12 protein-coding genes and 3 pseudogenes are annotated in these 12720 nt (G+C 55.0%); 6 read left to right on the plus strand and 9 right to left on the minus strand.

Annotated features, from left to right (window positions below):
- Positions 1-15: 15 nt before the first annotated feature.
- From ELY38_RS08625 to ELY38_RS08635, 3 genes are all read right to left on the minus strand, one after another.
- On the minus strand, positions 16-1272 hold the full coding sequence (locus ELY38_RS08625) for a protein-disulfide reductase DsbD family protein (RefSeq protein WP_222845128.1): 1257 nt from the start codon (positions 1270-1272) through the stop codon (positions 16-18).
- On the minus strand, positions 1206-2027 hold the full coding sequence (gene dsbG / locus ELY38_RS08630) for a thiol:disulfide interchange protein DsbG (protein WP_246009102.1): 822 nt from the start codon (positions 2025-2027) through the stop codon (positions 1206-1208). Before dsbG ends, ELY38_RS08625 begins: the two co-directional genes overlap by 67 nt.
- 140 nt (positions 2028-2167) lie before the next feature.
- Positions 2168-2386, minus strand: coding sequence for a hypothetical protein (locus ELY38_RS08635; protein ID WP_222845129.1), 219 nt, complete (start codon positions 2384-2386; stop codon positions 2168-2170).
- A gap of 257 nt (positions 2387-2643) precedes the next feature.
- On the opposite strand from ELY38_RS08635, the pseudogene ELY38_RS19365 reads away from it, so the two are divergent.
- The 4 genes and pseudogenes from ELY38_RS19365 to ELY38_RS19370 form a co-directional block, all read left to right on the plus strand.
- Positions 2644-2850 (plus strand): annotated as a pseudogene (locus ELY38_RS19365) (MBL fold metallo-hydrolase); the annotation flags it as partial.
- 20 nt (positions 2851-2870) lie between these two features.
- The gene (locus tag ELY38_RS08645) at positions 2871-3299 is read left to right on the plus strand and encodes a protein tyrosine phosphatase family protein (RefSeq protein ID WP_127061401.1); all 429 of its coding nucleotides are present in this window, start codon (positions 2871-2873) and stop codon (positions 3297-3299) included.
- 14 nt (positions 3300-3313) lie between these two features.
- Positions 3314-5119 carry a SulP family inorganic anion transporter gene (locus ELY38_RS08650; RefSeq protein WP_127061403.1) on the plus strand — a complete coding sequence of 602 codons (1806 nt, stop codon included), beginning with the start codon at positions 3314-3316 and terminating at the stop codon, positions 5117-5119.
- Positions 5116-5223: pseudogene (locus tag ELY38_RS19370) on the plus strand (YeeE/YedE family protein); the annotation flags it as partial. The gene ELY38_RS08650 and the pseudogene ELY38_RS19370, both read left to right, overlap by 4 nt.
- 1097 nt (positions 5224-6320) lie before the next feature.
- Here the strand turns inward: ELY38_RS19370 and ELY38_RS08660 are convergent.
- Positions 6321-7241: an Abi family protein gene (locus tag ELY38_RS08660; RefSeq protein ID WP_127061404.1), complete on the minus strand. Its 921-nt coding sequence runs from the start codon at positions 7239-7241 to the stop codon at positions 6321-6323.
- A 475-nt stretch (positions 7242-7716) separates the two neighbouring features.
- On the opposite strand from ELY38_RS08660, the gene ELY38_RS08665 reads away from it, so the two are divergent.
- Positions 7717-8265, plus strand: a complete 549-nt coding sequence (locus ELY38_RS08665; RefSeq protein ID WP_127061406.1) for a hypothetical protein — start codon at positions 7717-7719, stop codon at positions 8263-8265.
- 566 nt (positions 8266-8831) lie between these two features.
- On the opposite strand, the gene ELY38_RS08670 is transcribed toward ELY38_RS08665, so the two are convergent.
- From ELY38_RS08670 to ELY38_RS08685, 4 genes are all read right to left on the minus strand, one after another.
- Positions 8832-9116: a HigA family addiction module antitoxin gene (locus tag ELY38_RS08670; protein WP_198556051.1), complete on the minus strand. Its 285-nt coding sequence runs from the start codon at positions 9114-9116 to the stop codon at positions 8832-8834.
- Between the two features lie 134 nt (positions 9117-9250).
- A complete protein-coding gene (locus ELY38_RS08675) occupies positions 9251-9529 on the minus strand; it encodes a type II toxin-antitoxin system RelE/ParE family toxin (RefSeq protein ID WP_127061407.1) in 279 nt (92 codons plus the stop codon).
- Positions 9530-9719: 190 nt separating this feature from the next.
- Entirely contained in the window at positions 9720-10274 is a 555-nt protein-coding gene (locus ELY38_RS08680; protein ID WP_127061409.1) for a DUF192 domain-containing protein, read from the minus strand.
- 257 nt (positions 10275-10531) lie between these two features.
- Complete coding sequence (locus ELY38_RS08685; RefSeq protein ID WP_127061411.1) at positions 10532-10789, minus strand: hypothetical protein; 258 nt, start codon at positions 10787-10789, stop codon at positions 10532-10534.
- 73 nt (positions 10790-10862) lie between these two features.
- Between ELY38_RS08685 and ELY38_RS19660 the strand changes: the two are divergent.
- Positions 10863-11228: pseudogene (locus tag ELY38_RS19660) on the plus strand (DUF6685 family protein); the annotation flags it as partial.
- A gap of 138 nt (positions 11229-11366) precedes the next feature.
- Here the strand turns inward: ELY38_RS19660 and ELY38_RS08690 are convergent.
- The gene (locus ELY38_RS08690; RefSeq protein WP_113271324.1) at positions 11367-12620 is read right to left on the minus strand and encodes an IS256 family transposase; all 1254 of its coding nucleotides are present in this window, start codon (positions 12618-12620) and stop codon (positions 11367-11369) included.
- Positions 12621-12720: the final 100 nt, after the last annotated feature.

Below are 12720 nucleotides of genomic sequence, written 5' to 3' on the forward strand. Positions count from 1 at the left end.
GTTCATCTCCAGTATCTAGGGTTGTGAATTCTCGGTGCGGTTGATCGCCTCGACCAGGCTATCGGTGTCAAAGAGTCCCGTGAAACGGGCGACAACGGCGCCGTCACCGGCAAAAACCGCTGCAAAGGGCAAGGCCTGCCCACCCGTCGCGGTTAACAATGCGTCTTTTTCGGGATCGCTTGCTGTCACGTCCACCTGAATCGGCACCATGCCGGCCCGCTCCACGGCTTCGGCCACAGCGGGCTCTTTATACACGGTGCGCTCCAGGACCTTGCAGTTGATGCACCAGTCGGCAGTGAACTCCAGCAAATACGGCGTGCCACGGGCTTTTGTTTCTGCCAGGAGTTCTGCTGAGTAGGGTTGCCAGACAAGTTCGTCTTCGCCGCTGCCCAACGGAGATGCGAATACCACTGTCACGGCAAGGGCAAGGCCTGTCGTAGTTGCAGTGATCACGCGCACGGCACCGTTCCCCTGAACGAAACGGCGGAGACCCCAGACCAGCACCAGCGCCAGCCAGGCCCACCACAGCCAGGGGTATACCGCTTTGGGCACCAGGCTCGCACTGAAAAACACGGCGGCGGCCAGCAATATCAGCGCGAGCACTTCACGAATGGCTACGGTCCAGGGGCCCGCCTTGGGCAAACGGCTCAGCCACTCGGGCCTGAGCATCAATACCGCGTAGGGTAGTGACAGCCCCAGCCCGATACTGCCAAATATCCCCATGATGACCGGCGCCGGCTGGGTAACGGCAAAGGCCAGTACGCCCCCCAGGAAAGGGCCTGCGCAGGGCGCGGCCAGGATCGCACTCAACAGCCCGGATACATAGGCTTCAAAGTAACGCCGGCCATGCGCCGAGGCGGCGAATGTCGGGACGGGGATGGGCAGATCGAGCCAGGTAATCACCGCAAACCCGACCATTAACGCAACCAGGACGGCCACGAATAGCGTTGACTGGAACAACGTGCCCCAGCTCCACTGCAGCAGTGCGGTCAGGCCGCCCAGCGTCAGGAAAAAGGTGAGTGTTCCGGCCGTGAATGCCAACGCGGCCAGCACCCGATGGGACCTCTGGCCGCCCGCCTCCCGCAGGATGATCCGGACCTTGATGGGGATCGCGGGCAGCACGCAGGGCGTCAGGTTCAGCAGTAGACCTGCCATAACCGCCATCATGATCTGGCCGGCAATGAGTAATGAGGGCAGCTGATCCATTACGCCGTGACTCCCAGCATCCTGCCAAGCGTTTCCTGACTGGGCACACCAGCCTGGCCCCGCCATTGTCCGCTCGTGTCCTTGAACAGCAGCCCTGGCGTCCCGCTGAAACCCGCCTCGGCCATCCACTGACCGTGTTGTTCGAGGGCCTGTTGAAGGTCGGCCGGGATCGGAGTGAGTTCAGAAATGCCGCGGCCGTCACCGCTTTTTCCGAAGTTTTCCTCAAACACCTGGAGCGCCGCGGCTCGATCCTCTGCGTTCATGATTGCTGCAGAAAGCCCCAGGCTGGACGGTTTGAGAAACCCGACCATGACCCAGTGCAACCTGACTTTCCCCTCCGCAACCCAATCCCTGGTTTGCTGCCAGAATTTGTGGCAAAAAATGCAGTTGGGATCCGCGAAGATATAGACCTCAGGGGCATCTTTACCGCCCTCGCTCACCAGATGGGGGTCCCGGGAGAGCTGCTCGGCAACCGACGCATACGTCGGCTTCGGTATATAACGGGCGGAATATTCGCGGGTCAGATCGTTGCCATCACTCTCCAGAAGTGCGCCGGAAAAAGTGAGGTCACCGAGACCATAGAGGATTCCGGTTTTCCCGTCGCCGGTCTTTACAACATAGCCGGTCACGCCCTCGGCTGGCGTGGAGAAGCGTTCGGTCACCGTAAAACCGATTCTCTCCTGCAGTGCGTTGATTCCCGGGCCCATTGGTGGTGACGCCGACGCCAAGGCAGCGTATAAACTCAAAAAAAGTGCAATCGAAAACTTATGGCAGAGCACGGTCATGCCGCGCACCGGGTATTCCAGATAGAATGAAATCACAGATACGTTCCCATTTTCATGTATTCATCAGTCGATAAAACCACCAGCAAAAGCTGCCTACGGTGACATACCGCACAAGGTCGAACAACAGACGCTCGAAGCGAAACCCTGGGTGATCGAAGGTTCAGGGCACCGTTGAATTACTTGGGAGGAAAGGGGTCTGGCCCTGATAGCACACGGCCGAAATGAGAAGAATAGCCCTTCGGGCAGAAGGAAGATAACAGCAATACCGAATCCGTAAGTGCAGATTTCCCGACATGGGCAGTTGAACACGGGCTATTACAGCTGCCCTGGGCATTGAGCCGGGCGCAGTCATGCAGCGCCTGGGTGTCTGGCAACATGACAGAGGCCTCGACCATGGTTTTCACCTCAAAAGAGGTCGCAGCAATTCCCTGTGCAACTGGAAGAAGAGCGACGAGCAGTATTACCGCCAGTCCAATAAGCCGATTGGCCATCGCACCTGTATCCTTATTACAGAACAGCTAAAGCATCTCTCACGTGTGGAAGATAAAGGATTACTTTAACTTACATTAGTGGAGGTGCAAACAGGCGGAAACGCTCCATCACCGCATCCCCCAATGCTGCTACCAAGGTAAGATGATGCCGGCGCACATAAGTTCCCGAGCAGGCCGCTCACAACATCCACATACACGAAGGGATCAGTGAAGATGAATTCGTGAAGATGCGCACCGAGCGTGACGCCACACTGGCAATGCCTCGGCTGCTCCTGCCCTCGGTCCAGGTCAACATGAATGCCGGCCGGGTGTCTTTCACCGAGGCTGATGGCCAAGTCTATCTCAAGATACCTATCAATCGCGTCTGAACCACTCGACAGGAGGTCTTATGAATATTAAAAAGCTCGACGAACGCCTGAGTGTTACCGCCCAGCCCAGCCTTGAAGACATCGATGCTCTCGCCGAGCATGGCTTTCGCACCATCTTTTCTAACCGCCCACGCGGTGAAAGTGAGGACCAGCCGAACATGCAAGTGCTCAAGGATAAAGCAGAGTCTCTCAGTATAGTCAGGCATGAAATACCGGTTAAGCCCAGCGAATATTCCCAGGCAGATATTGAGGCGTTTGCCGAGACGCTGCAGTCCTCTCCCGCACCGATACTTGGCTTCTGCCGGACCGGCAAGCGTGTCGCCCACCTTTGGGCCTATTCGCAAGCGCCGCATCGTCCCGTGTCGGAGCTCATGGACGCCGCCGACGCTGCAGGCTATGACCTGACGCCTTTGCGCGGCAGCCTCGAACAGCAGGTGGGTAAGCGATAACACTGGATGAACTGGTGAACGGCCTGAAACGTTACTTTCCCATAGCCCAATGGCTACCCCACTATGGGCGCGACGTGTTGACCAGCGACTTGCTGGCAGCGCTGATCGTCACCGTCATGCTGATTCCGCAGTCGCTGGCCTACGCCCTACTGGCGGGGCTGCCGTCTCAGGTGGGTCTCTATGCCAGTATCGCGCCCTTGCTGATCTATGCGGTATTCGGCACCAGTCGTACGCTTTCGGTGGGGCCTGTTGCCGTCGTGTCACTGATGACCGCGGCGTCGGCCGGTCAGGTAGCAAGCCAGGGAACCCCGGCTTATTTAAGTGCCGTGCTGGTGTTGACGTTGCTGTCGGGACTGATGCTACTCCTGATGGGAATCGCTCGCCTGGGCTTGGTAGCCAACTTTCTTAGCCATCCCGTGATATCGGGTTTCATTACCGCTTCGGCCCTGCTCATCGCGGCCAGCCAGCTCGGACACCTATTGGGCATCGCCGCGTCGGGCCACAACTTGCTTGAACTGATGCACAGCATGGGGACCCATCTGAGCAATACGCATTGGCCAACGATGATTGTCGGCCTTTCGACCCTGGCCTTCCTCTACGGCGCCCGGCGCTGGCTTAAATCGGGACTGATCAAGGTAGGTGTTGCGGCACGGCCGGCCGATCTGTTAGCAAAAGCGGCACCTATCGTCGCCGTGGTGGGCACGACCGGGCTGACCTGGGCGCTGGGGCTCGATCAGTGGGGACTGGCGGTAGTCGGCAATATTCCCGCGAGCCTACCGCCATTGACCCTACCCAGCGCTGATCTATCGCTATGGCGTGAGCTGTTCGTGGGTGCGCTCCTGATCGGTATCGTGGGATTCGTCGAGTCGGTATCGGTGGGCCAGACGCTGGCGGCCAAGCGTCGCCAACGCATCGACCCCAACCAGGAATTGATCGGGCTGGGTGCCTCGAACCTGGCAGCATCATTTACCGGAGGCATGCCGGTGACCGGCGGATTCTCGCGTTCCGTAGTCAACTTCGACGCCGGTGCCGAAACGCCGGCGGCGGGAGCCTTTACCGCCATTGGCATCGCTCTGGTCAGCCTGACCCTGACACCACTGATCGCCTACCTGCCCATCGCGACCCTCGCTGCAACCATCATCGTGGCGCTATTATCGCTGGTTGATATCGGGGCCATTCGCCGGACATGGGCATACTCGCACGGCGACTTCTTCGCCATGTTGGTAACCATTCTCGTCACCCTGTTTTTCGGCGTAGAAAGTGGCATCCTGGCCGGGGTGGGGTTGTCCCTGATACTGCACCTGTATCGTACCAGTCATCCTCACGCCGCCCTCGTGGGCCGAGTTCCAGGTACCGAGCATTTTCGCAATGTAGAGCGCCGTCGGGTCGAGACCGACCCGCACCTGAAAATTCTGCGCATCGACGAGAGTCTGTACTTCGCCAATTCCCGGTATCTGGAAGACACCGTCCTGGCACTGGTCGCTGATTCCCCCCAGCTACAGCATCTGATCCTCGCCTGCCAGGCGGTGAACCTGATCGACACCTCGGCATTGGACAGCCTGGAAGCGATCAATGCTCGACTCGGTGATGCGGGGGTTCAGCTGCACCTCAGCGAGGTCAAGGGGCCGGTAATGGATCGACTGCAGAAGACCGAATTCCGACACAGCCTCAGCGGCGAAATATTCCTGAGCACGTTCGATGCCTGGCAGGCGCTGCACAGGCAGTCACCGATTCAGATGAGCATTCCCAGTGACGAAGCTCCCCCAGCATCCGTGCGTCATTCCTCAAAACCGGGAACACCTCAAGGAGACAACGTGTGAACACAAGGGCAAGCCTATCTGGCCTGGTCGGTGGCGTATTGATCGGCCTATCGGCCGTTTGGCTGATGGCAGCTCTGGGGCGCATCGCCGGTGTGAGCGGTATTGACCGACAAGCTGGCGACCGCTTTCTCCCGGTAAGTCGATGCGAACGTCAATGTGTCCTAACTGTCTTCTGCATCGCATCTGCTCATGAACGATCGAGAAGGGGGCCACCCATTGGCCATGAGGGTCTGGACGAAGTTTCATCCAATAATATTCGATAGGCTTCATCCTGACGCCTTGCGGTACTGAGTTAACCCCAAAGCACGATAATCTATTCAAGAGAAAATTCACGTTGTCGAGACGACGGCGATTCAGCCCGTTGCTGATGATCCCTTCCCCAACGAGTTGTGACAACGCGATTAAGGCTCTAAGCGTAGCTTCATCTAGCGGTGGAAGTGGCATACCGTCTCTACCATGGCCCGATAAGGTGAGGGGGATTTCCACAAATTGAGCTTGTCGATGAATCAGGCTATGGCGATACTCTATTGTAGACACGTAACAAGTCAGAATTCCCACCCAGGTGCAGGTTTCCTCGGTTAGGATCGCGCCATTCAGCGTCTCGCTCATTACGATACGAGCTTTTTCCTTAATTGGCCAGAGCTTGGCTTTCCGCTGGGGTTTTATACCTTGTTTCGCCAGCGCAAGCTCGATCGTAAGATCGAGCACCTTCCAGGCTGCTCCAAACGCCAATGGCAAGAAAGCTGCACGTAGGTTGTCCTCCCGATTGGCTTGAATGTGGCTCGCCCCGTTCTGTATAACGTTTTTTCCTCCGTCAATGAGGGGACGTATATCGATGTAGCTTCCTGATGCCTGGGCTGTCAGGGGTAAATACCGGTCAAGGGCAAAACGTTCAAAGGCAGTCTCTGCCTCATACTCATTAATGTTAGTGACCATTGGTAGAGCCTATTACAAGCAACTGTTTAAACTTAATCAGTTGGATGTGGCACCTAACTCACTTAGATAGGCAACCGTTTGGCGATTCAGCCTTACCCAACTATCCTCGATTTCATCAGGGACTTCGATCCAAGTGAGGCGCAAACGATCGGCTACTTTCGCCAAGGCCTCGTATTCTGCAACTCCCAGGCAGCGTAACATCGTACCTTTCCCTGGATAATAAGATGTTTCAGGATACTCTCTGAAAATTAGCTTCGGGTTGTATTCAGTTCCAGAACGGTCGTGTTTCCCACTGAAAGGGAATCCCTATTGACTGAGGTGTGATGCCGGCTTTTGAGAGCGTCGCAACTGGCAATGTTCTCATAACTGTCTTGAAGCGATCCTGCCAAGTTGTTGATGGATCGATCGCTTTCAAAAGTGCTTGGAGCGCGACGGTCCGGGAAAAGAAAAATCCTTGATCAGGGTTGCCTGGAAACTCGGAGTGGATAGCATTCGCGCTTTGAGGGCTGTCAGCGCCGACATTATTATTCCAGACCCTGCTATGGTGGGCACAATTATTACGCAGCATGGTTGTGCTTTTGAGCCACGACACAATGACCTTTTCATCGTAGCCAAACTGTGTAGCCACTCGCCTCCGATGTTCGCGATCAAGACTGGCAAGCAACCGCGACATTTGGCCAATGCTTAACTCCTCCAAGATTGTCCAGATCGGCGGATAAGGCGGCGTATGGTAAGTGTGGTAATAGTGCTTAATGGGGTTGGTAAGTCTCAATCCCAAGACGTTCTTCATGAAATTGCGGTGCGCTTCCATGCCCTTGAAATGTTTGGTTTTGAGATAGAAGTGGGGGCCGAAGTCATTGGCCATAGCGTTAACTATGGCGGATCTGAACGCGACTTCTACTTGTTCAATAGCGTCAAGGAGCACTAGCCGAAGACTACGATCGAACTCGTAAAGCGCAAGAATATCGTCAAACCTTACACCCGGATAAAAACGTTTTTGATCATCCTGCAGCGGCCGCGTATAAATGAGCAGCCGGTAATACCCGACAAACTGAAGGGCATTAAGTGCTTGTGATTGCTGACCTTTGGTGATGAGACCCTTGGCGCGAAGGTGGCGAAGATGGGCGTGAGAGGATTTGCGGGTTTTGTGAAGTTTAGTTGTGGTTGCAGTTGTAGCCCCATACATTCTTTTACCACTAAAAAAACTAACCCCCTGGTGCGCAGTCAGAACGAATCCTGTGAGGCGTGGGGGTTATTCTTGTCTTAAATAATAGGCTTCTACTGTACTCGTGTCAATCTAGGCTGTTTCCTATGCCGAATGGGCACCCGGAATAGGGAGAACCTTGGTCGGTACAAGTCCACTTGCAGTAGTAGACCTTTACTGTGCCCGTGCCAACCAAAGCTGTTTTTTATCTGTAATGGGTGCTCGGCCCAGGGTGAACCTTGGCCAGGACTAGTCTACTTGCAATAGTACGTTTTATCTGAGGAGTAAAAGGCAGTTATAGGGGGAATGTTGCACCGGAATCCAACGTATAGCCTGTATAAAATTCATCGAAATTCACATGTTTGGTTGGAAGTACTTTACCTACACACCAAGATGAATATAGAAAAGCGACTGGAAATTATCTTAGTAAACTTTTTAAGCGCCCACAGGGGGAAGCATGATTCTAGACGCTATCGATGGCTGGGACGATTACCCGCGACGCATTTTTGACCGTGAAGCTACCATACGAGGTATTGCCGAGTGGATTGATGCCGAAAGCAGTGTCATGCCTTACTCGGTCTTGCATTGTGATGGCGTTCGTTTTCGCGTGGCTGTGCGCGATTATAAAGAGCAAGACTTGATCTTGGCGGCCGATGAGTACGGGCATCGTTCAGCAGCAGGGGCTTTGGGCGCTTTCGGCGAGCTGATTGACACGGCAAAACGTCGAATGGAAGGAAAAGAGTCCTGGCCAGAAGGCCCGGCGCTAGATGAAATTAGGCTCTACCAGAAAGAGCGTGAAGACGAAAAGCTCAACACTATGGCCACGTTATTTATCCAGCGCGAACCCCATATCGTCAATGAAATAGAATACGGCGCTCAGCCGGGCCAACTCGATCTGGACGCTGCATCGCTGCCAGAATGCTTGTGGGATGAATTTGAAGCAGAAGGAGAGGCGTTTAAGCTCGTCTTAGAGGAAGAAATTTACCACCGCGTGAATAAGAAGTAACACGCTGCGAAGAATTGCCAGCCGGGTTTCTCTACATCCAGATGGCATGACACAACATCAAACACCAAAAGTCCGGCCATATACGACGTTTTTTTAACCTGTTAAAAGAATATAGATAACACCTATGTCGACGGGTGTCGAAATGCAGGCCTAGTGTTTTAATAGAAGTAGGGCTTTTAGCGAAGCTGCTGGTTAATCCTAGTCAGACAAAAAACCGATGAGGTAGCACCGTGATTGAGTGCGAAGGCATGAAGGATGATGAGACGCCACGTGCGCGAGAAGCAGTTCACGATATAACAGCTGTGGTGTTCTGCCAGAAACGCCAATTATTGCTTTGTAATGACTGCGTGCCCAAATATGTAGAGGAAGAAGACGACCTCTAATTAGGTGCTATTACCTGCTACGTTCGCATGAATGGGTAAGCAGATTTTTCATAATGGCCAATATTTAAACCTTAATACCCGGCAATAAGCCGGGTTTTTGCGTCTCAATTAGCGAGGCTAATTGGATACAAAAAACCCAACGTCGCGGTACGTTGGGTTTTTCCGAATTAATATCTTACTAATTCAAACAGCTGCAAATCTTTCAATATGGTTCTGTTCTTTATGCTCGGCGTGCCATAGCTCATAGTTTGCCTGCATCGTTAGCCAGTGCTTGGCATTGCCAATTCCGCCATGCTCTAACTTAACGGCCAAATCGGGGGAAATAGCGGCATGCTCATGTAATACGCGTGAAACTGCTGCACGAGACATGCCTAACTTTTTGGAAAATTCAGTGACGTTCAGCCCCAGCGCTGGCACGATCCGACGGCGCAATAAGCTACCTGGGTGCGGCGGGTTCATCATGGTCATGTTTCAGTTCTCTCTCTCTACACAAATTGTGTATCGCATATTTGAGGTGTTGCATTCATGGCTACGTCTGCGAGGCCATCTTTCTCGGTGGCCCTTGATAACCGTACCGAGCCGGTTATCAAGGAACGCCGGGGTTAGTGGTAGTCTAAATAGTCAACAAGGTGTACATCTTCCCCATCAAACGTAAATATCACTACCCAATTACCGTTTACATGCACCGAAAAAAAGCCTTTTCTATCACCCTTCAAACTATGAAAATCAAATCCTGGCAAATTCATATCGTTTGGCTTAGTGGCTGCGTCCAGTGCAGCAAGTATGTCTCTTAAATCGTCTACATGGTTTGGTTGTACTCCTTGGGATTCTCCCTTCTCATAAAGACGTTTAAGCCCTTTGTGTTTGATCTTCTGTATCATCGCATTGCTTTGCTCCCTTGTTGTGAAACGCCCTCGAAGTGTAGCGCGTAACGCTACACGCGTCAATGACAGCTGAGGTAGAAACTGCTTAAAGGTGGCATGGCTGACAGTACAGGAGCAGTTGTTCCGCCAACTAGATTGGCCCCGATTGAGGTGAAAAAACGGGTGTGCTCATTAACGTGCTTCTCTCTCATTCCTGCAGTAGAACAGGTTTTAAGAGGAGGGGGTGCTGTAAAGGGTCGACCTCTAGGCGATCTCCAGCGGCTATACCATGCTCATTGAAGTAGCCAGCGTTTACCTCCAGGGCCATCCAGAAGCGCGTGCCAGCTGGATAACGCGGACAGGCTTCTTTTTCTCTCGTGCAGGGGGCCATGCTGGTGATCGACTGGATCTCTCCGTCATGGTCGAGGAAGGCAATATCAAGCGGTATACGAGTTTGGTACATCCAGAAAGCATGATCGGTTGTCTGCTCCTCATTATAGACGAAGAGCATGCCAGCATCGGGAGCCAGTGAGTCACGCTCCATTAGGCCATTGCGACGCTGGCGCGAGGTAGATGCCACCTCAAGCATGAGCGAATACCGGCCTTCCTTAGCGTGCAAAACACCAGAGGAAAATGCAGTGGCCTGTCGAAGAATCATCCCCGTGATTAGAGCAGTGCCAATCAAGAAAAGCGCCAAAATGCCGATACTTTTCCTGGTCGTGGGCCGATCGAATCCCACAAGCCTTTGTTGACGCTGAAACATTATCACCTGGGCTCCAGAATAAAATCAGAATGTCACTCCAAGATAGAGCCGAGGGTGACCGTAACGGTTAGGGTTTGGGGGAACATATTATGCTGGCGACCACATTACTGGTCCGCTGGCTGCGCCATGCTCGCTGGGCCAGCCCAGCAGCCGTGCAGCACGCTATTGAATTTTCACACTTAGCGGCCCGGGTAACGCTCCCAGCAGCTAGCGCCAGCGAACTCGGCATCATCCAATGGCACCGATGGCCGCTTTGCTTAGGGGGCGATATTGCCTACTGGCGGCCAGGGCGAACGGGGCTGCAATGTCAGCGCTTGCCTTATCCAGCGGCCGCTGGACTCACATCGACCACCTACGATGACAACTTCAGCTGCTCGATCAGAGACATCATCTCCCTGGCGTCTGGGAAAGTCGATCTCGTCGGCTACGCCACTCTCGACTCCTATGCTATCGGCGAATGTCGCGAATTGGTTCACAACAACCGTGCCAGCATCGAACCTTTGCTCAACTGGCATGAACTCCGCTTCCATGGCGGTTCTGGCGCTGAAGAGTCAGTAGAAGGTTTCAGTTGGCGGCCATCTAAACAACCAGGGTGGCGCCCATCACTTCGCTGCAGCTTGTCTGATTGCTGGCTTCTTCGATCCTGAGCTGCGCATAAAAGCTCCCTTGACCAGGCATGAACTGAACACCGAGGTCGCCCAAGTTATTCTCAGCGCCTTCGACATCTTTTGCGAGCCAGAGCACCACACAATGAACGAAGCGTTTATGAAGCGGATGGAGGCTGCGCAGATCCCATTCGCCATCTGTTCAGCACCCCCGCCGCGGCAGGATGGCCATCACCTTTTACTGTTGTCCTGTGAGAACAGCAAATCCATGGGCGTAGCCGATATATTCCGAGCTTACGGCTGGCTCGATGTCGGCGACCTCTTACGCAAGCAGGCGAAACAACAATAGAAAAAAACTGGGCACATCCATTGGACAGGGCTGACATCAGCTGGTGTTATTGCGGCAGCGCGTAGAACCACCAGGCTGTTAGCGGGCTTTGAAAGTACAGTGATTAGCAGAGTTATAGTCAAATCTGGTGGATGGCGGTCAGGCGGCAGTCCTGTCTGACTGATCGGTTACTTGCTCTCCATCCTGGAACCGGACGTTGTTCACGACCAGTTCCAGCTTGCTGAACCCCTTGATGCGCTTCCAGCGCTTCTCGGCGCTCTGGAGCAGCTTGAAGACCATCGCCAGGGTCGTCGCTCTGGAGCCGCAGTTCCGGCTGCGCTTGCTCCGCAGGCGGACCGTGGCGAAGGTCGACTCAATCGGGTTGGTGGTGCGGATATGCACCCAGTGCTCTGCCGGGTAGTCGTAGAACGCCAGCAGTTCCTCCCGATCCTTGGCCAGGCACGCCATCGCCTTGGGGTACTTGGCCTCGAAGCGTTTCAGCGTGCGATCGAAGGCCTTGTGCGCCTCGTCGCGGGTCTCGGCCATCCAGATGTCATGCAGGTCGGCCTTGACCTTGGGCTGTACTGACTTTGGCAGCTTGTTCAGCACGTTAGCCGTCTTGTGAACCCAGCAGCGCTGATGGTCGGTCTCCGGGTAAATCTTGCTCAGGGCCGCCCAGAACCCCATGGCGCCGTCGCCCACCGCCAGCTTGGGAGCCTGGGTCAGGCCGCGTTCTCGCAGGCCTGTCAGCAGGGTCTTCCAGCTGTCCGCCGACTCGCGGAAGCCGTCCTCGACGGCCACCAACTCCTTGCGGCCCTGCTCGGTGACCCCGATGATCACCAGCAGGCACAGGCGGTCATCCATGCGCACGTTGCTGTACACCCCGTCGGCCCACCAGTAGACGTAGCGACGGTCTGACAGGTCCCGCTTTCGCCACTCGGTATGCTCGTCCTCCCACTGCTTCTTGAGCCGTGACACAGTGTTGGCCGACAGACCCTTGGCCTGGTCGCCCAGCAGTGCCGCCAGCGCCTCCTGGTAGTCGCCAGTGGAGATCCCCTTCAGGTAGAGCCAAGGGATCAACTCCTCGATGCTGCGGGCTCGCTTCAGATAGGGCGGCAGCAGGCTGCTGTTGAAGCGAGCGCCACCGCCACTGCGGTCACGCACCTTGGGCACCTGCACGCTGACATCCCCGATCCCGGTCTGGACCGTGCGCTCGGGCAGGTAGCCGTTGCGGACCACGGCCTGGCGTCCATCGTCGAGCCGCTGATCGGCATACTGCGCCAGAAAGGTGGCCAACTCGGCCTCGACGGCCTTGGCGATCAGGTCACGGGCACCTTGGCGCAGCAGCTCGTGCAGCGGGTCAGCGACCTGGGGTTCTGGTTGTGAAAGAGTCCGGAGGGTAGAATCGGCCATGGCGTATCCACTCGTGTTGGTTGAGATCTTGGTCGTGATCAATCAACAGGATACGCCACCCTTCCTACCTCCTCCCATACACCAGACTTGAGCTTAACTC

The organism is Vreelandella nanhaiensis (genome assembly GCF_003990185.1).
In the GTDB taxonomy this organism is placed as follows: domain Bacteria; phylum Pseudomonadota; class Gammaproteobacteria; order Pseudomonadales; family Halomonadaceae; genus Vreelandella; species Vreelandella nanhaiensis.

What these genes read in the sequence shown, in the direction of transcription:
- ELY38_RS08635 (WP_222845129.1), bottom strand. Translation starts at nt 2,386, where the DNA reads ATGGTCGAGGCCTCTGTCATGTTGCCAGACACCCAGGCGCTGCATGAC.
- ELY38_RS08685 (WP_127061411.1), bottom strand. Translation starts at nt 10,789, where the DNA reads ATGCCAGTTGAGCAAAGGTTCGATGCTGGCACGGTTGTTGTGAACCAA.
- ELY38_RS08625 (WP_222845128.1), bottom strand. Translation starts at nt 1,272, where the DNA reads ATGGCGGGGCCAGGCTGGTGTGCCCAGTCAGGAAACGCTTGGCAGGAT.
- ELY38_RS08645 (WP_127061401.1), top strand. Translation starts at nt 2,871, where the DNA reads ATGAATATTAAAAAGCTCGACGAACGCCTGAGTGTTACCGCCCAGCCC.
- ELY38_RS08665 (WP_127061406.1), top strand. Translation starts at nt 7,717, where the DNA reads ATGATTCTAGACGCTATCGATGGCTGGGACGATTACCCGCGACGCATT.
- ELY38_RS08660 (WP_127061404.1), bottom strand. Translation starts at nt 7,241, where the DNA reads ATGTATGGGGCTACAACTGCAACCACAACTAAACTTCACAAAACCCGC.
- ELY38_RS08690 (WP_113271324.1), bottom strand. Translation starts at nt 12,620, where the DNA reads ATGGCCGATTCTACCCTCCGGACTCTTTCACAACCAGAACCCCAGGTC.
- ELY38_RS08670 (WP_198556051.1), bottom strand. Translation starts at nt 9,116, where the DNA reads ATGACCATGATGAACCCGCCGCACCCAGGTAGCTTATTGCGCCGTCGG.
- ELY38_RS08680 (WP_127061409.1), bottom strand. Translation starts at nt 10,274, where the DNA reads ATGTTTCAGCGTCAACAAAGGCTTGTGGGATTCGATCGGCCCACGACC.
- ELY38_RS08675 (WP_127061407.1), bottom strand. Translation starts at nt 9,529, where the DNA reads ATGATACAGAAGATCAAACACAAAGGGCTTAAACGTCTTTATGAGAAG.